The organism is Dyadobacter koreensis (assembly GCF_900108855.1).
Taxonomy (GTDB): domain Bacteria; phylum Bacteroidota; class Bacteroidia; order Cytophagales; family Spirosomataceae; genus Dyadobacter; species Dyadobacter koreensis.
The window spans coordinates 415,602-435,538 of record NZ_FNXY01000005.1 but is presented as its reverse complement, the minus strand read 5'-3'; the positions used below and the strand labels follow the sequence as shown (position 1 = coordinate 435,538).

General features: G+C 40.7%; 12 protein-coding genes. 6 read left to right on the top strand and 6 right to left on the bottom strand.

The features are described from left to right. Positions 1-23: 23 nt before the first annotated feature. Entirely contained in the window at positions 24-743 is a 720-nt protein-coding gene (locus tag BMY70_RS17470) for an alpha/beta hydrolase (RefSeq protein ID WP_177197055.1), read from the bottom strand. Positions 744-994: 251 nt separating this feature from the next. Here BMY70_RS17470 and BMY70_RS17465 point away from each other — a divergent pair, with 251 nt between their 5' ends. Together BMY70_RS17465 and BMY70_RS17460 are read left to right on the top strand one after the other, a co-directional pair. Continuing rightward, the gene (locus BMY70_RS17465) at positions 995-2,542 is read left to right on the top strand and encodes a M81 family metallopeptidase (RefSeq protein WP_090337391.1); all 1,548 of its coding nucleotides are present in this window, start codon (positions 995-997) and stop codon (positions 2,540-2,542) included. 280 nt (positions 2,543-2,822) lie between these two features. Next, positions 2,823-3,788 (top strand): glycosyltransferase family 9 protein, encoded by a 966-nt coding sequence (locus tag BMY70_RS17460; RefSeq protein WP_090337389.1) that lies wholly within the window; start codon positions 2,823-2,825, stop codon positions 3,786-3,788. Between the two features lie 63 nt (positions 3,789-3,851). On the opposite strand, the gene BMY70_RS17455 is transcribed toward BMY70_RS17460, so the two are convergent. Together BMY70_RS17455 and BMY70_RS17450 are read right to left on the bottom strand one after the other, a co-directional pair. Next, positions 3,852-5,570, bottom strand: a complete 1,719-nt coding sequence (locus BMY70_RS17455; RefSeq protein WP_090337387.1) for a PQQ-dependent sugar dehydrogenase — start codon at positions 5,568-5,570, stop codon at positions 3,852-3,854. Positions 5,571-5,809: 239 nt separating this feature from the next. Further along, positions 5,810-6,982: an AIR synthase related protein gene (locus BMY70_RS17450; RefSeq protein WP_090337385.1), complete on the bottom strand. Its 1,173-nt coding sequence runs from the start codon at positions 6,980-6,982 to the stop codon at positions 5,810-5,812. A 281-nt stretch (positions 6,983-7,263) separates the two neighbouring features. On the opposite strand from BMY70_RS17450, the gene BMY70_RS17445 reads away from it, so the two are divergent. From BMY70_RS17445 to BMY70_RS17435, 3 genes are all read left to right on the top strand, one after another. Beyond that, a complete protein-coding gene (locus BMY70_RS17445) occupies positions 7,264-7,770 on the top strand; it encodes a C40 family peptidase (RefSeq protein WP_090337383.1) in 507 nt (168 codons plus the stop codon). A gap of 298 nt (positions 7,771-8,068) precedes the next feature. Next, on the top strand, positions 8,069-9,406 hold the full coding sequence (argH, locus tag BMY70_RS17440) for an argininosuccinate lyase (protein WP_090337380.1): 1,338 nt from the start codon (positions 8,069-8,071) through the stop codon (positions 9,404-9,406). 99 nt (positions 9,407-9,505) lie between these two features. Continuing rightward, a complete protein-coding gene (locus BMY70_RS17435; RefSeq protein WP_090337377.1) occupies positions 9,506-11,071 on the top strand; it encodes an FG-GAP repeat domain-containing protein in 1,566 nt (521 codons plus the stop codon). A gap of 286 nt (positions 11,072-11,357) precedes the next feature. Here BMY70_RS17435 and BMY70_RS17430 read toward each other — a convergent pair whose 3' ends face one another. The 3 genes from BMY70_RS17430 to argB form a co-directional block, all read right to left on the bottom strand. Further along, complete coding sequence (locus BMY70_RS17430; protein WP_310590645.1) at positions 11,358-12,953, bottom strand: SusD/RagB family nutrient-binding outer membrane lipoprotein; 1,596 nt, start codon at positions 12,951-12,953, stop codon at positions 11,358-11,360. Positions 12,954-12,973: 20 nt separating this feature from the next. Then, positions 12,974-16,306 (bottom strand): SusC/RagA family TonB-linked outer membrane protein, encoded by a 3,333-nt coding sequence (locus tag BMY70_RS17425; RefSeq protein WP_090337372.1) that lies wholly within the window; start codon positions 16,304-16,306, stop codon positions 12,974-12,976. 318 nt (positions 16,307-16,624) lie between these two features. After that, positions 16,625-17,413, bottom strand: coding sequence for an acetylglutamate kinase (gene argB / locus BMY70_RS17420; protein ID WP_090337370.1), 789 nt, complete (start codon positions 17,411-17,413; stop codon positions 16,625-16,627). Positions 17,414-17,732: 319 nt separating this feature from the next. Here argB and BMY70_RS17415 point away from each other — a divergent pair, with 319 nt between their 5' ends. Continuing rightward, on the top strand, positions 17,733-19,823 hold the full coding sequence (locus tag BMY70_RS17415) for a protein-disulfide reductase DsbD family protein (RefSeq protein ID WP_090337368.1): 2,091 nt from the start codon (positions 17,733-17,735) through the stop codon (positions 19,821-19,823). The last annotated feature ends 114 nt before the right edge of the window (positions 19,824-19,937 follow it).

Genomic DNA, 19,937 nt, shown 5'->3' with positions numbered 1-19,937 from the left:
CATTTTTTGATAGCAAAGAGCTCTCATTTTTCTTTCAGCCACTTTATCAGATCATTGATTTCCTGTTCATTGATAGAATGCGGCATACCCTGGTAAGTATGTAAAACGGCTGGTATTTGCTTTTCTTTTAAAATTGAAACAGCTTCGGTGGCATAATGATAAAGCACTTTTTCGTCGGTTGTTCCGTGACCAATGAATATTTTAAAATTTTTGAAAGCACTTGATGGTTTTATATTCGGCCTCAGCGACTCAAAAATTCGTCCGCTTAAAGGCGCAATTCCTCTTAACAGTTCAGGCGATGTCAGCCCTACTTCGAAACTCATCATTGCTCCCTGACTGAAACCGATCAGATAAACCTGCGAAGGATCGGCCTTATATTTTTTCACAGCGCCTTTTATGAAAGCCTTGATCAGATCAGAATTTGTTTCAAGATCCTTTAAATTTCCACCTTTCACACCTTTTATCGTTTCGCTTCTAAACCATTGATAAGCATTCGGAGCAAGCGCCGTCGGAGCCCTGACCGACATAATGAAAAAATCGGACGGCAGCATTTCTCTCAATGAAAACAAATCTGCTTCATTACTTCCATATCCGTGAAGCAAAATAAGCAAACCCGGTTTGGAAGTTTTTGTCTTAGGCTGACTGACCAGATAAGACAGTGGCAGATCTTTTTGTAAAGGGAATTGGGCAAATATAGGGAGTGATAATAGCCAGAGAAAAACGGTAAGAAATAATTTATTCATTATACAAAAGCGAGAATAAGTTTGGGTTTGGCGTGGTGCAAGCATCATGTAAATATAACAGACCCGACTTAAATCAACCCGAACGTTTCCAATTGATTTCGTATCGGCTTTTTATAATTATACTTATCAACCAATAAATATCAGTTTAAGAATATCCTTTAAAAGTTTTAGATACCAGATTTAACAGGAGACGAAAAGTTGATTACATTTAATAAAATAATTTAAAATGTTTCCTAGACCAAATTTTATATATGAAACTTAAACTTTGCCTGGCTGCTTTATTTTCTTTGCTTTTATCGCAGACTTTTGCGCAGAAGGCTTTACCCCGCGTGGGAATTACCGGATTAGCTATTGAGTCAAGTACGTTTTCTCCTGCCAGAACCCATGAAGAAGCTTTTCATGCTAAGTATGGTGCGGAAATTTTCACTTCTTATCCATTCTTTTCGCCTGATTCAACCATTCCGAAACGTGCAAACTGGCTTCCGGCAATGGTTGGTCGTTCGCTTCCGGGCGGAACGGTAACCAAAGAAGCTTACGAGTCGATGGTCAAACAGGCTTTAGATTTATTGAAGAAGAATTTGCCTTACGATGGCTTGTTTTATGATATCCATGGTGCCATGAGTGTGGTTGGTATGGATGACCCTGAGGGAGATTTTCTGATTCGTATTCGGGAAGTAGTAGGCAAGAAAACGCTTATTTCTACCTCCATGGATTTGCATGGAAATGTCTCTTGGCGACTGGCGAAAAATACCGATATAATCACTTGTTATCGTATGGCGCCGCACGAAGATGCGATGGCAACGAAAAGACGCGCGGTAAATAATTTACTGACCCGTCTTGAAAATGGTAAAGGAAAACCGGCCTACAAAGCCTGGATACCTGTTCCGATCTTATTGCCGGGAGAAAAAACGAGTACGAGAATTGAGCCCGGAAAAACGTTATACTCGGCAGTATCTCCTGCTTCTCTGCAAAAGGGAATAGTTGATGCGGCAATTTGGATCGGGTATGCCTGGGCCGACGAGCCGCGAAACCACGCTGTTGTGATGGTGACGGGTGATGATAAAGAACTGGTTACGAAAACAGCCGAAGATTTGGCTGATAAATTCTGGAAAGTACGGAAAGAATTCGAGTTTGTGGCGCCAACCGCTTCGTTAAAAGAAGCATTAGATAAAGCAGTTAAAAGTCAGAAACATCCATTTTTCATCAGCGATTCGGGCGATAACCCGACGGCGGGTGGAGCTGGTGATGTCACGTGGACATTAACTGAAATTCTGGCTCGCCCTGAATTCAAATCTGAAAATGGCCCTTCTTTAATTTATGCCTCTATCCCAGGTCCTGAATTCGTAAAAGCTGCTATCGCCGCTGGTGTTGGTGGAAAAGTAGATGCATTGGCCGGTGCTGCCGTCGATGCTCGTTTTGCGCCTCCGGTTCGTCTGGCCGGAACTGTGGAATCGATTGAATATGGAGATAGAAATGCAGAAACCGAGGTTGTCGTAAAAGTCGGCAGCGTGCATGTAATCGTTACACAAAAACGCAAACCATATCATAAAGAAGCTGATTTTACCAGACTTGGTCTTAACCCAAGGAAATCTGATATTGTGGTTGTAAAAATCGGTTACCTGGAACCTGAACTTTACAATATGCGCGCGGATTGGCTGTTGGCTTTAACGCCAGGCGGTGTTGATCAGGATTTGGAAAGACTTGGTTATAAAAGAATTAAACATCCGATGTTCCCATTGGATAAGGACATGAAAGACCCGGATTTGAAAGCACAGCTTGTGCCTTTATCTGATAAATAAAAAATCGTCTCAGATTTTTATTCTTTTATAATTCCTGATGCAGAAAAGATAGATGTAAAAACACATCTATCTTTTCTGCATTTTTTATATTATGATAGTAAATTTGAACCGTCCTAAACCTGCGCGCACCACTGGCTTAACTGAGAAATTATACTTTTCTCATATTTCCAATCTAATTTTTTAACTGAAATACCGTTAGTGGTATAGTATTTTTGCAAAAAACGACGTAAACCAAGATCTGTGTTTATTGTTTTATAAAAACCAGATTCACTTCCGAAGCATGCATATTTTAATAACAAGAGTAGACGCGATCGGCGATGTTGTCTTAACCCTTCCCTTATGCGGTTATTTGAAACAAATCAGGCCGGACACACATATCACTATTTTAGCAAGAAGTTATACAAAAGCAGTAGTAGACGCAAGTGATTCCGTTGATAGCTTTATCGATTATGACCAGATTTTTGCTTTACCGGAAAAGGAACAAATAGCACAAATCAAACAACACAAATTTGATGCAATTCTCCATTTAATTACACAAAAAGACATTAGTACGCTTGCTCGTCAGGCCGGCATTCCTGTCCGGGTGGGCACGATTAGCCGCCCGTACCACTGGCGCGACTGCAACCGACTGATCTGGTTACGCCGGAAAGTTTCTGACGAACATGAGGCTGTCCTTCATTTTCGTTTATTGAAACCGTTGGGAATAAACGATGTTCCGGAGAATTTATGGCATTATTATCAGATGAATAAACTTGCAACATTGCCTGTTGAATATTCTAATCTCCTCAACACGGATAAATTCACGATCATTCTGCACCCAAAATCTAATAAAAATGCCTTAGAGTGGGATCTCGAAAGATTTTCGCAGCTGATTAATTTACTGGATAAGGATCAGTATCAGATTTTTATAACTGGTTCAAAAAAAGAACAGGAGGAGCTGAAACCATGGATTGATACCTTGCCAGCGCATGTAATTGATCTTACAGGAAAACTTCCGCTGGATCAGCTTATAACCTTTATCAAACATACGGATGGTTTACTGGCAGCCAGTACTGGCCCGCTACATCTTGCTGCGGCATTAGGAATAAATGCTCTGGGATTATACCCGAATTTCAGGCCAAAACACGGCGGGAGATGGGGACCAATCGGAGCAAAAGCTGATTATATTGAAACGCAGACAGAAACTCTGGACAGTATTTCCGCAAAAGAGGTTTTTGATAAAATTAAAATCTGGAAAAAAAACTAGGGTTTTCAGATCAAGAAAAAAGCATGTCTCGGAACATGCTTTTTTCTTGATCTTTTATTAGCCTCATTGAGATACCAGAATCTTCTGATTGACGATTTTGTTTTCGCTCTGTAATCGGACGATATACATTCCTGATGCTGTTGTTTCCATCGGAATTGTGAAATTTCCGGTTTGACTGGATATGTCTTTTTTAAATAATATGCTGCCGTTCGTACTTACAAGTTCCAGGGAATGAAATGGTTCTTCCAGTAACACATTCAGCGTTTTGTTATCAATAAACGATGGCCTGATGAAATTGGCTGTTAATTCTTCTGTATTTTGCCCCAGGCTTATAATTTTGGAATATTTAAAAGTATTATCATCATCCACCATCTTCAACCGGTAGTATTTTGGCCCTTCCGAAGTTATTATATGAGAAAATTGATAGCTCGACCCAGTCGAATTTTTGCGTGATTCCACAGTTCCTATTTTATTAAAAACCTTAGCGTTGGAGCTATATTCTATGTCAAATTGCCGAAAATCTGTTTCTAAGGTAGTTTCCCAGGTCAGACGTACGGCCTCATAACTTTGGGTACCTGTAAAATTCATGAGCGTAACTGGCAAAGGCTCCGAATCTGACAATGCATATATAGTCCCTGTCGACAGCTGTACAGCAAACATTTCTCCGTTTTCTGATTCGCCAAAATCCGAGATAGAAGTATATGTCGACGAAAGAACGGAAGTTGTTGCCACGTCTTCCGGATCATTAAACGGGCCGATAATATGTAAATCTCCTGAATAGAAATCTGTACCGATGTAATATCCTCGTAGAAGTGGACTTTGGACACCTCTGTAGACAATCCCTCCAACGACCGATTGTCCGGCCGCTGACCCTGTTGGATAGGTATGTATCGGAAAATGAAATTGAGATTCATCAGCACATCCTCCCGTAATATGCGCTCCGTTCCCCTCGTAACACCTCCAGCCATAATTGGCTCCCAGTGTAGTCAACGCCGTACGGCGATTTATTTCTTCTTCTGCTCCCTGGCCGACATCTCCAATCCACATGTCATTCGTCTGTCTGTCAAAACTCCAGCGAAATGGATTGCGAAGGCCTACGGCGAAAACTTCATTTTTCTCACCATCTGTTCCGTTGAAGGGATTATCCGCGGGATTGGAATAATAGGGTGCAGTTAAAGAAGTGTTGACATTAATTCGCAGGATTTTCCCCAACAGAACGTTTGTATTTTGAGCATTATTATTGGGGTCGTCGCCGCCGCCGCCATCGCCAGTTGAAATATATAAATACCCATCGAGTCCGAAATGCATTTCACCTCCATTATGATTAGCCTGCCCTGGATGAGGTATTGTCAAAACAACAACTCCTGAAGACGGATCTGCAACATTCATATCGCTGCTGACCTTGAACCTTTTTACAACCAGATCTCCGGCAGTATTGGTATAATAAATGAAGAAAAAACCATTTGTCGCGTAATTTGGGTGAAAAGCCATGCTCAGCAATCCCTGTTCTCCAGACGACACCAAATCCGTTATCGTGAGGAATGTGCCTTTACTAATATACTGATCGTCATAAACTTCAATACTGCCGCCTTTTTGAACTATAAAAAGACGATCTGTACCATCACCTGCATGAACAATTTGCATTGGAGAACTCAAACCTGTAATAACAGGATCAAATTTCACCGTCGGTTGCGCTTTCGAAAAAATTGCAGAAAAGCTTAAACAAAAAAATAGCAGAGAAGTAAGATAAACCATTGTGCTTGTTGAGTCAATTTTTTTCATAGATCCTGAATTTTAGCGTTGAGAAGTAACAGAATTATAATAAAAGTTACATTTAAAATATTCATGCCAAAACTCACTCTCAAACACTCATATTCAAGTAATTACAGAACAACATTCCTTTAAAAGCTTTTTACTGGCAGGTATCCAGCAAAAGCAGGTGGCCGGTATGAATCAAAAAAATTTGATTCATACCGGCCACCTGCTTTATGAGTTCTTTTTTCTACGCAACAGTTGTGATACTATTCATACAAAAAAGTACCGGCCTCGCTTGAAATGGTAAGTTTTTTCACGGGTGAAGCTTCCACACGACCGATAATTTGCGCCTCTATGCCAAATGACTGTGACAATTCGATTACACGTGCTGCATGTTCCTCGGCTAAATAAATTTCCAGGCGATGGCCCATGTTAAAAACCTTATACATTTCCTGCCATGAAGTACCGCTTTCTTCCTGGATCAATTTGAATAGAGGAGGAACCGGCAGCAGATTATCTTTGATGATATGTAGGTTGTCAATAAAATGTAAAATCTTGGTCTGCGCTCCGCCGCTGCAATGAACCATTCCATGAATATGCGGACGAAGTTCGTCAAGTAATGCCTTGGCAACTGGCGCGTAGGTACGTGTTGGCGAAAGTATCAACTGGCCAACATTCAACGGCGTTCCTGCAACCGGATCCGTTAATTTTTTCGAGCCGCTGTAAATCAGATCACTGCTTACCTCCGGGTCAAAACTCTCACCATATTTCTCAGCAAGATATTTACCCAGAACATCATGACGGGCAGATGTCAATCCGTTGCTTCCCATTCCGCCGTTATATGAAGTTTCATACGTTGACTGTCCGTAAGATGCAAGTCCGACAATTACGTCACCTGCTTTAATATTGGCGTTATCGACAACTTCAGATCTTTTCATTCTGGCGATGACCGTGCTGTTAACCGTTACAGTTCTTACCAGATCACCCACGTCGGCCGTTTCGCCGCCCGTGCTATATATTTCCACGCCATAACTGCGCAGCATATCCAGGATTTCCTCCGCGCCGTTGATCACTTCCGCAATCACCTCACCCGGAATCCTGTTTTTATTTCTGTCGATCGTCGATGAATATAACATCGGACCGGTTGCGCCTACGCATAACAAATCGTCGGTATTCATCACAATCGCATCTTGAGCGATACCTTTCCAGACCGAAATATCTCCGGTTTCTTTCCAGTATAAATACGCCAGCGAAGTTTTTGTACCAGCGCCATCCGCGTGCATTATTGTACAATACTCAGGATCACCGGCCAGCGTATCAGGCACAATTTTGCAAAATGCTTTGGGATATAATCCTTTGTCAATTTTTTCAATTGCCTTATGTACGTCCTCTTTCGATGCAGATACGCCGCGTTGCAAATAACGGTCGGTGGTTTCCATGCAATAGGTATGGTTAATTCTTGAATAATCTTTTGAAGGGCACAAAAATAGCAAAAAAGATGGGTGGAATGAAGCTTCATCTCCGGATAACGTTGGAGATTACCGTAAGTACTGGACCTAAGTGAGTTAACAGCTAAAACAGAAAAATTTAACAAATTGATAAAAGTTAAAATTTTTTAAACCAAAAATGATCGTTAGCTTTACACTTCGAAGGTCAAATTTGAAAAGACAATATATTCTACTGATTAGGAGTTTAATACCCAGAACCTAAACCAAGCTGAATGTTTATTACGATTCAACGTACCGTTTTCCTAGGCTTACTTTTTTGCGCTGTTTTTTTCGGCAATCCTGCCAATGCCCAATCAAAAAATCCACAGAAGGTTGATGCAGATACGCTAAATGCGATCGAGTCACTGGTTTCTTTCGCAAACAAGCATTTACATATTCCTTACCGTTCCGGCGGTTCCTCAAAAAAAGGCTTTGACTGTTCCGGATTTGTCCGTTATTGTTTTAGCAAATGGGATATTTCCCTGCCTCATTCCAGCGCGGCACAATCAGAAAAGGGAGAAGAAATTGATCTTTCCAAAGCACGCAAAGGCGATCTTATTTTTTTTAAAGGACAGAGTTCAAAAGATTCCAGAATTGGTCATGTCGGGATCATTACCGAAACCGCTCCTGGTTATATCCGTTTTATACATTCTGCCTTTAACGGAGGCGTACGCTACGATCTGCTGAGTGCTGATTATTATCAAAAACGCTTTGTAGCGATTCGGCGAATGATTAACTGATTTTTTAGGTTACACAGAGAACCACAGAGAAAAAAGAGGGGCACAGAATTTTCTTTCCTGAATAACAATGCTGTGCTTGTCCATTAACTTAAATCAAAGCTCTGTGTACCTAACGCTGTGCCCCGCGCGCGGTGTCCGATCTGTGTAACCTGACACATTAGCAAAACAATTTCCTCTGAGTTTCCTCAATTGATTGTAAATTTGTAGCATTAAGCGCATGATTGACTGGAATTAACACCGATGTGTTTCACTTTCCTACCCTGCGCACCTCTGTGTAACCATAATTCGTCTACCGATTTTGAAACTCTGGCAAAAAGAAAATACTGTAACTTCTGAAAAAATTGAGCGCTTCACCGTTGGTCGTGATCGTGAAATGGATCTTTTCCTTGCTGAATTCGATGTGCTTGGAAATCTTGCGCATGCCACAATGCTGGAAACGATCGGTTTATTAACTGCTGACGACCTTTCTGCGCTGAAAGTTGAGCTGTTTTCAATTTACAAAGAAATTCAGTTAGGAAATTTTATCATTGAAGAGGGCGTTGAAGATGTTCATTCACAGGTGGAATTAATGCTGACGCGCAAACTGGGTGATGTCGGCAAGAAAATTCATAGCGGACGTTCGCGAAATGACCAGGTTTTAGTTGATATGAAACTATATACCCGCGACCGCCTTTTTCAGGTTGTTCGGGCAGCAGAAAAACTTTTCGATGTTTTGATCAGCCAGTCTGAAAAACATAAAAACGACTTATTGCCGGGTTACACACATTTGCAGATTGCCATGCCTTCTTCTTTCGGATTATGGTTTGGTGCTTATGCAGAAGCTTTGATTGACGACGTCATTCAATTAAATGCAGCTTATCGTCTGGCAAACAGAAACCCGCTTGGGTCTGGCGCTGGTTATGGCTCTTCTTTTCCATTAAACCGTACTTTGACAACTGAATTGTTAGGTTTTGAGGGAATGCACCATAATGTAGTATATGCGCAAATGAGCCGTGGACGTACGGAACAGGCAGCGCTCACAGCGATTGCTTCGCTTGCAGCAACCGTCTCAAGGCTTGCGATGGATGTTTGTCTGTACAACAGCCAGAATTTCAGTTTTATCGTTTTGCCGGATGACCTGACCACGGGAAGCAGTATTATGCCGCATAAGAAAAATCCGGATGTGGCTGAATTACTTCGCGCAAAAACAAACCGTATGAAAGCACTGCCGATGGAAGTTACGATGGTTTTGAGCAATCTTCCTTCCGGATATCATCGTGATATGCAGCTGCTGAAAGAAATCCTGATGCCGGCTTTTGATGAAATTCTGGATTGTCTGGATGTTGCCACGTTTATGCTGGAAAATATCAGGGTGAAGGAGAACTTACTGGCTGATACAAAATATGATCTTCTTTTTAGTGTAGAACGTGTCAATGAATTGGTCATAAATGGTGTTCCTTTCCGCGACGCTTACCGTCAGGTTGGTGCTGAAATCGGAGATGGAAGTTATACTGCTCCTCGTGATTTGAAACACACGCATGAAGGCAGCATAGGAAATTTACAGAACGATTTGATCAAAGCCCGGATGGATCAGGAGTTGGCCCGGTTCGGCTTTGAAAAGGTTGAAAAGGCTTTAAGCGATCTGATTGTTTCTTAACAAAGAAAATGATCAGTATGGATAAGAGAAGTCAACAAGTAGTTTCGTGTTGGCTTCTCTGTGTTTTAGGGTTATAAATTAACCAAATAAGTTTCAGGAATGCCTGTTTACAAATACGTAATTGTTACACTCCTTTCTCTTTGGATAACAGCTTTTGCTTTTATCGATACAAAAAATAATGACGTTTTAACTCCACTAAATTCAGTTTCGCTATCTGATTCCTTACCTACTGGCGAGCAATTAGCAGGACAATATTGCGCCACCTGCCACCTTTTTCCAAGTCCTTCCCTGTTAGATAAAAAAACCTGGACAACTTCGGTATTGCCGAATATGGGTTATCGTATGGGAATAAATCCATCCGGCAAAAATGTTTATGAAGACATGCTTGCCGAGGAAGAAAAGTTGGTTCGAGACTTGAATGTTTATCCCCGGACAGCTTCTATTTCCCGGAAGGATTGGAAAAAAATCGTTGAGTATTACGAAAAAGAAGCACCTGAAAAACCCATTCCTCAGAAGCCAGGACCAATTGTTACCAACCAGCTATCTTTTTTTCAAGCAAAAGCAGTTTTCGTTGGCAAAAAAATGTTTCCGCAAACGACACTCCTGAAATTTGATAAAAAATCCTCACAGCTTTATGTGGGCGATGCACAAAACACACTGTACATACTTGACGAAAAATTTCAGCAAAAGGATTCTATCTGGATCAGCACGCCAGCATCTGACATTGATTTTCCTGACAACGCCTCACCGAGATTATTGTCTGTCGGCTCACTGAAACCCTCCCAGCAAAAATTCGGAAGTCTTGAATCATTGGTAAAAGAGGGCAAAAAAGATCAGTTTAATATTAATATCCATTTACTGCACAGGCCGGTAAATTTTGTGGCGACTGATCTCAACATGGATGGGAAAGAGGATGTTATTATCTCCGAGTTTGGAAATCATACGGGGAGGCTGTTATGGCTGGACAATTTTGAATCTAAAAAGCAACACGTCCTTAAAGAATTGCCGGGAGCCAGAAAAGTCGAAATTGCCGATTTTAACAATGATAAAAAACCTGATATCATAGCATTAATGACACAGGCGAGAGAGGAAATTTCGATATTTTACAATTTGGGAAACGATGAATTCAGGGAAAAAGTGGTTCTGCAATTTCCTCCTGTTTTCGGCTCTATTTATTTTGAACTGGCCGATTTTAACAAGGATGGTTTTCAGGATATTATTCTGACCAATGGAGATAACTGGGATTATTCAGGGATTAAGAAAAACTACCACGGTATCCGCATTTATTTAAATGACGGTAAAGATAATTTTAAACGCGCCTGGTTTTATCCTTTATATGGGGCCAGTAAAGCGATGGCCCGGGATTTCGACGGTGACGGTGATATTGACATTGCTGCTACCTCTTTTTACACTGATCTTGATAATCCAGAGCAGGGTTTCATATACCTTTCTAATGAAGGCAATTTAAATTTCAAGCCATATTCTACGCCCGAAGGAGTTTCTGGAAAATGGATGATTATGGAGTCCGCGGATTATGACAAGGATGGCGATGAAGATATTATTCTAGGCTCCTATTTTCATAATATCTCAGAACTGACAGTCCTGATGTTTCAAGGTATTACAGTTTATCCGCAGCTTTTGGTTTTGGAGAATAAGACGAAGTGACTTCAAAAATCTCGTTTACTCTTTAAGTTTTTTTCTTAGGACTTTTATGGAGAGGTTTAAAGCGATTATTAATAGTATCAATACGTAAGCAACTACTCCGAGAAATATAAGATTAGCGCCTATTCCGATTAATTCGACTTTTTCAAAGGAGAAACAGATCATGATGGGTGTGTTTTATGTTTATGCAAAAGTATTATTCTTTCTGAATTAAAGTCATTGATATCAAAAAGGGTCAACTTTACAGCTGACCCTTTTTGATTATCTAAATAAGAACATAAAAGCAGAACTATTTTACGTCCCAGAAAAGCTTGGTTGTAAGCTTATCCTGATCTCTTACTGATGAGTAATTGTTAGCATTGTAAGAAATCTCATTACTTGGTATCGTCCATTTTACCGGAGGTAATGTCTGGTTATTTGCATTATCAACCTGGAAAGAGAACGTTGGAAGATCCAGTCTGCGCGTTTCTGCCCAGTTTTCGTAAGGCTGAACAAGGTTGAAATGAAGCCATTTTTGTGTAGCAATCAAAGCAAGTTTTGCTGTGCTTGAAGTTGCTTTATCCCAGTTTACTGCATCTGCTGCAATGTAGGCCGCAATTGAAGCATCAGTAGCAGGAGCCGGCGCAGCATTTACACCAGTTGCATTACTAACCGCCAAAATTCCGTTATAGAATTTTGTAGATTGGGATATTGCAGTTTCGTATGCCGTTTTTGCCGATGCATCATTTCCAGCTCTCAGATAATATTCTGCTTTGATCAGGTTAACCTCTGCCGTATTAATAATCACACCTGGAAAAAACTGGTTATGACTCGTTACGTAACGGTTGTAAATTGCAACCTGCCCTGCATTCGAAAGTGCAGTTTGTGTAGCAGCAGGTGCTGTTGGATCGATGCCTATATACTTTCCTGCCGCATTAGCACCTGGTTCAAAAAGAATTGGCAAACGAGGATCAGCGTTTGTATTCATGAAATCAATCATCTTTTTACCCGCCGTGTTGCCATACCAGCTTCCATTAGAAGCAATACCATCTTGAAATCCTTTTGAGTTAATATCCGTATTGATATTAAATACATTGATCTGAATATTTTGATCATTTGTCTCAACAATCGGATAGGTTGTTGTATTACCCAAAATCTCTGCCATTTCAGTAGCAGACCTTGACTTGAAAGTCTCGACTGCGGAAACGCGGTTCAACATTCTCAAACGAAGTGAATTGTTATAACGCTTCCACGCTGTCAGGTCACCCTTGTTTACAAAATCCTGAGTCTGGAAAGATTTAAGGTATCCTGCATTAATTGTCGTTGAATTCAACTCTGTCGAAATAGTTTTCAAATCGTCAAGCATCATGGTGTAAAGCGCTTGCGGATCGTCAAACTTTGCCAACGATCCTGCATAGTCACCTCCTTTAATACTCAACATACCAGCCTCTGTAAAAGGAATAGCACCAAAAAGGTCGATCATTCTTTCTGTCTGGTCATACAAATAAATGGTGGCGACAGTCATGAAGAACTTGCGGTCAGCTTGTTCGGTTGCTGTTTTAGAATTATATACTTTTTGAAGCTCGCGATACTGAGCAAGCATATTATAGTAATTAAACCAAACCGCTTCTGTTCCTGCTGACCCCGGAATATATTGTCCGGAATCATTGATCCATCCAGTAACCTGATTATAGTGGTTGATCGAAGTACGAAGTGCTACGAAATAATTGGTATAACCTGGAAGAATGTAGTCCTTTGTAGATTGTAGAAAACCTGTAAACTGTTTTTCAACCGTAGTTTCAGCAATCTTTGACGGATCGGCATACGAATCAGTAAAATCCGATTCCTTGCAGGACACTGCACTTAGCAAAAGCCCTGCTAATATTAATGATGATATTTTTTTCATTTTCATAATCGAATTAAAAATTAGAAGCTCGCTCTTAACATAACACCCATGGTACGGAAAGCTGGTGCATTACCTGCATTGTTCACGTTTTCATACCATCTTGTACTTGCGTTGGTTTGTTCTGCATCAAGATCCTTGATTGATCTGTATATGAAGAACAGGTTACGTCCGAAAACAGAAACTGTTACATTCTGCGTTCCGATTTTGTTCGCTATAAAAGCTGGCAATCTGTAAGCAAGAGAGATTTCTCTCATTTTAATAAAGTTGTTCTTCTTTACATACAATTCATACCGGGAGCTGCTGTATTGCGGCCCACCCCAGTTATAAGTGCTGTTGTAATATACGGCTTGTGAAATTACGTTCGTATTGGCTTCTCCGCTTGTAGTAACACCGTCCATCAACATACCATCGTGGTATACGGTTTGCCCAGCAGGACCTGCTGCGGCATTCGTCTGAACACCTTTACCGTTGGCATCCACATAATAAGACAAGCCGCCATGCTCCGCATCCATAGCATTCAAACTTTCTTCAGTCAGACCTCTTGAAGTCATCCAGTTGATACCTGTTGGCATAATCGAACCGCCCCATCTGAAATCTGCTACCACATCTAGGCTGAAATTTTTGTAGCTCAGATTGTTGATAAAACCACCTGTCAATTTAGGCATTGCATTACCCACTAGTTTAAATTCAGGATCAAGCTGATACAATCCGTTAGGTCCAACAACCTGCTGTCCCTGTGCGTTTTTCAGAATACCATGTGCAAAAATATCACCCATAGGACGGCCAACAACAGATCTTAGCTGTGCTGCGTTACCATCGTAATCAGCATGTAACAATTCTTTTGAGTTATTGGCAAGTTTTTCAACCTTGTTAGCATTTTGAGCAAGGTTGACGATCATATCCCAGTTAAAGTCATTAGCTCCTGTACCCTGGATCGGGGAGAAGTTTATCCCAACTTCTAAACCTTTATTTCTCAAAGTCCCAACGTTAGCAAGGATTGATCTTGCGCCAGAAGTTGCAGCGATTGACAAAGGCAAGATCTGATCAACAATCTGCGCATTGTAATAAGAGATATCTAGGCCAACACGGTTATTGAAAAACTTAGTCTCTAAACCGAATTCAAATTCACGTTTTTGTTCAGGGCGGATTTTATCGTTACCATAACTGGAATTCATATACGTATATAATACCGACTGCCCACCAGTCTGTTGCACCTGCAAGCTTCCCTGCTGATAAGCAACGTTTGCCTGATAAGTCTGAGGATAGTTACCCACAACACCAAAAGAACCTCTTATTTTACCATAACTTAAGAACCGAGGCATTGCAAACGCATCCGAGAAAACAAAACTGGTATTAACAGAAGGATAAACAAATGAATTGCTTCCCTTGGCCAAAGTTGAAGTACGGTCTCTTCTTATTGTTCCTTCAATAAAAAACAAGTTTTTGTAATCGAAGTTTGCAGTACCGATGTAAGCATCTCTTGTGAATCTGCTGCGGGTATTTGTTCCAAGCGTCTTAAGATTGTTTACAGAAGCAGACAAATCATAAAAGCTTTCTGTACTTAATCCGCCATCTGTCGTCACACCAAACATTGTGGTAAGCTCTTTGCGAGCATTATATCCACCGGTAAGCTGAACGGTCATATCTGCGTTTAACTTTTTGGTATATGTCATCAAGGCTTCGCCAAAGACATTGTTGTAAAGATTGTTACTCATACCGAACGAACCGGAGTAACCAAAAGCAAGCGGTTTTTCAGAAGCCTGTTTGTCTTCAATTCTTTCAGATGTAAAATCAGTCGCAATTCTACCTCTCAACTTCAACTCAGGAGTAATATCCCAGTGCTGCGTTAAACTTGCGATAATACGGTTGCTGTATTCGTCGTATGTATTTTTTCTTGTGCTCCATACATAGTCGGCAATGTCACTTTTGAAACCATTGTATTTAATGTTCTCGTCAGGTGTCAAGCTTGGGTTACCCGAAGCAGCTGTTACATATTTATAACCCTGGCTTGTCTGATACTTGTTAAAATACCATTCAGCATTTTCAAAACGGTTCATCATACCCGTGAAGTTGTTGATCATACGATCCACTTTGAAAGGTCTGTTGTGCGTATGCTGATTTACAAAGTTTACTGTAATGTCAGTCTTTAACTTTTTACCTGTGTTAAAGCTGGAATTAAGGTTCGCGATATTCTTGCTGTTTTTAGACTCATAACTGATCATTCCATTGTCCTGGCGAGTGAAAGAAAAACGAACATTGGCATTGTCAGTTACTTTTGAAACTGCAAGGTTGATATTTGAGCTGCTTGCATTCTGGAACAAATTTGCATAGCTGTTATTGGATGGAGAGTATGGTCTGATCACCCCATCAAAAGCCATCACTGGCTGTCCGTCAAATTTAGGTCCAAAGTTAACAGTGGCGTTAAGCAAACCTCTTGTTTCCTTAGTCCCGTCACCGTCAGTATCATAATAAATAAAGCCAGCTGCATCCTGTCCGCCATTGTTATAATTCAATGGATAACCAGGACCTCTTACATTCTGGTATCTTGGCAGATATGCTATTTTATCTACGTTATAACTTGCAGTAAAATCAACACCAAATCCTTTTTTACCTTTTCCACTTTTTGTCGTTACTAACATAACGCCATTCACTGCCTCTGAACCATACAGAGCCGCAGCCGATGCACCTTTCAAAACAGAGATACTTTCGATATCAGCAGGGTTCAAGTCTAACAGACCGTTTCCGCGTATACGTTGGTCACCCCAAAAATCTGTATTTCTAGATTCACCGTTACGGATTGGCACCCCATCCAATACAAGAAGCGGCTGCGTATTTCCAGAAATCGAACTAAAACCACGGATACTAACACTTACCCCACTGGTTGCACCACCCGGCGTAGCGTTAATAGTAACACCAGGAGCTTTTCCATACAATGCGGCTGCAAAGTTGGGAGATGCCGTTTTCACCAGAGATTCATTGTTGATTGTAGCCGTTGCATAACCTAAAGCGCGTTGTTCTTTTGGAATACCAAGGGCGGTAACAACAACTTCGTTCAGCTGAGAAGCATCTTCTTCCATTGTTACATCAACAACGGATTGCGTTCCCACAACTACCTCTTTCGTTTTGTAGCCAATGAAAGAGAAAACCAACGTGTTGCTTGCCTTAGCTGAAATACTGAATGCCCCGTCGGCATCTGAGGTAGTACCTGACGTGGTACCTTTCACAAGCACTGACACGCCTGGCAACGAAGAGCCGTCAGGGCTGCTTGTAATCTTTCCCGTTATCGTCTGAGCGAATACAGGTGCACTCATTACCATAAACATGACAATAAGCCTAAGTAAATTTTTTCCCATAGAGAGTTAAATGAATTTGGATGCCTGCTAATTTTTGAATTATTAAAAAGCTTAACACAAACTTAATAAGTTATTTTAATAATTACCTAAACAAATTAAAAATAAATTATGTTATTAGATATTATTAATAATATATATATTGAATAGAGTAAGAAGAACGAAGAAAATTTCGACGTTTAGAAAAAGTGCAGAATTAGCTGAATTGTTATCAAAGCATTAAGGAGACAACAAAAACATTAACGTGAAAAATAGCAGAAATCCTTCCGTCAAAAATGGGAAGCGTAAAACTTCGGAAGAAACTTTTATGTCTAATGCACACTATCCCAGATGTATAACCGTACCTGCCGCTCCTATTGCCGCTTCTCTTAACTCATCCGCGTGACAGATTGTAACTTTCGCTACTCCGGTATTTAATGCTGCAAACGCATTGTCTAATTTCGGGATCATGCCTTTATTAATGGCGCCTGAATCTTTAAAACCGATATACTGACCAGGTGTTAAAGATGAAATAACAGAATTATCATCTTCTGGGTCTGAAAGTACGCCCTTTTTTTCGAAGCAATAGATAAGATTTACATCATAGTGGCCTGCCATTGCCACAGCCATTGCCGAAGCCATAGTATCGGCATTGGTATTTAGCAATAACCCATCATTGCTATACGTCAGCGGTGCTATCACCGGAACCAGGCTGCTATGTAATAAAGCGTTGACCTGAATATCATTTACTTCCTCAATATCTCCCACAAAACCGTAGTCGATCGTTTTTACCGGTCTTTTCACAGAACGGATAATTCCTCCATCCGCCCCGGTCAGTCCGATCGCGTTACAGCCAGCCGCCTGCAACATGGCCACCAGATTTTTATTTACCAAACCTCCATATACCATCGTCACGACATCAAGCATCGGCTTATCCGTAATTCTCCGACCATCAACCATCTGGGTTTCGATCTGAAGTTTGGCCGCAATCTGAGTTGCCACTTTTCCTCCGCCATGAACCAGAATCTTCGTCCCTGATAATTTAGAGAAGGCTTCCAAAAAACGGGAACAAGCCTCCGGGTTATCAATTACATTTCCTCCGATTTTGACTACGTAAAGTGGCTGCGACATTGATCTGCTGTTTTACTGTGTTTTTTTGAGGTCGCAAAGTTAGCATAAAACGTTTAGCACAATTACAAATCCGACTTAAATCAGAAAGTTATTTCCTTCAAAATTAAAATTTAGCAAGAGTTTTTGATCAAACGCGAAAGTATTCTGCCCGACAATTTGCAGTTTTGTATTCTCAAAAGCGAAAACCGGCCAGTGAATTTTTTCAGTAAAAAAACGTTGAGTAAATAAGTCTCTGTAAACTCCACCAGTTTACTAGATAATCAATTAATAAAGACAGCTTGAATCTTCATAAATTCAGCTCCTACTATCAAAATATCCAATGAAACGAAGTCTTTTTCTATTCATTATCGTTTGCGCTTTTTTTGCAAAAACTATGGTATTCGCGCAAATCCAGAAACATGCGCACTGGTCTTATACATTTTCAAAAACCGATGTAAAAGCGGGTGAAACAATTGATCTGATCTTTACTGCCACACTGGATAAAGACTGGTACCTGTATTCTTCAGATTTCGATCCGGATCTGGGCCCGATGCTTACCTCTTTTACTTTAAAACCAGATAAGTCATTCGCGCTGGTGGGTAAATTAAAGCCGCAAAACCCGAAAACGAAATATGAAGAAATCTGGGGAGGAAATGTCAAATTCTTCGATGATAAAGCGGTTTTCAAACAATCTGTTAAAATCCTGACTGCAAATCCGGTTATAAAAGGAAGTTCGGAGTATCAGACATGCAGCCATACTTCGGGTCTTTGCGTTCCTGGAAACGATGATTTTGAATTCAAAGGGTTGAAGGTTGTTGCGGACGCAGGCGGTTCAGAAGAAACAAGTGTCGGCAGCACACCAGCGGAAGCAAATCAGCTAGCAACGTCATCGACAGATACGACAGCTCAGGAAACTGCCAATATATCAATCACAGCCGGTGATTCCTCTGAAGCAACGGTTAGTAAAGTTGCTCCAAAAATTGATTTGAGCAGTGAAGATCAGGGCGCAGATAAATCTTTATGGGGATTCGCTTTGGCCGCATTTTTATCAGGTTTGGTGGCTTTGTTAACGCCTTGCGTGTTTCCTATTATTCCAATGACCGTTAGTTATTTTACCAATCAGACAAACGGAAAGGTAAAAGCACTGCTTTACGGAATTTCGATTGTATTGATCTATACGTTAATCGGGACGGTTGTTTCCAGATTAAACGGACCCGCCTTTGCTAATTTTCTGAGTACCCACTGGATACCGAACGTACTTTTCTTCGCCATTTTCTTCGTCTTCGGATTATCGTTTCTGGGACTTTTTGAAATTGTTTTGCCGAGTGCTTTTGTAAATAAAATGGATGCAAAATCGGATCAGGGCGGGTATGCCGGGATTTTCTTTATGGCATTCACGCTTGTTTTGGTATCATTTTCATGCACGGGTCCAATCGTGGGAAGCCTTTTGGTGGCCTCAGCTGGCGGTGCTGTCGTGAAACCTATTATCGGTATGGCAGCATTCTCGTCTGCTTTTGCTATTCCCTTTACATTATTTGCTTTATTTCCGCAATGGCTTAAATCACTTCCGAAATCAGGCGGCTGGTTGAACACTGTAAAAGTCGTTTTAGGTTTCCTTGAACTTGCGTTAGCCTTAAAGTTCCTGAGTATCGCGGATCAGGTTTATCACTGGCACCTGCTTGACCGTGAAGTTTACCTTGCTTTCTGGATCGTAATATTCTCGATGTTAGGATTTTATCTTCTGGGAAAAATTCTTACACCGCATGATTCACCGATTGAACGTGTGAGCGTGCCAAGAATTTTACTTTCAATTATCACATTCACTTTCGTGATTTATATGCTTCCGGGCATGTGGGGCGCTCCTTTGAAAGCACTTGCCGGTTATCTGCCTCCACAGTCAACTATTGATTTTGATTTAAGTAAACGAGTAAACGCCACAGCCGCTGCCGGTTCAGCAGAAGTTTCTAAAAAGTATGCTGATTTGTTTCATCTGCCGCATGATCTGGACGGTTTTTTTGAAATCAAGGAAGCTCAGGCTTATGCAAAAAAAGTTAACAAGCCGGTATTTATTGACTTTACAGGACATGGCTGCGTGAATTGCCGTGAAATGGAAGCACGGGTCTGGTCGGATCCCGAAGTTTTGAAACGTCTTCAAAACGATTTTGTGATCGCTGCGCTTTATGTTGATGACAAAACAGAATTGCCCGAAGCAGATTGGTATACTTCAAAATATGACAATAAGGTTAAGAAAACCATTGGAGCACAAAATGCTGATTTACAAATTGTAAAATATAATAACAATGCCCAGCCTCATTATTGTATCGTTGATCAGAACGGAAACTTGCTGGTTGCTCCAAAAAATTATGATTTGAACCCGGCACATTTTGTCGATTTTCTTGAAAGTGCAAAAACGGCTTACAAGAAAATATAATAAAATAAGGCCTGATTTTATTAAATCCAGTTTGAGTGGTTCTGTTGTTTGAACAATAGAACCACTTTTATTTATGGAAATATGAAAAAAGTGATGAGATTTATAAACCATATG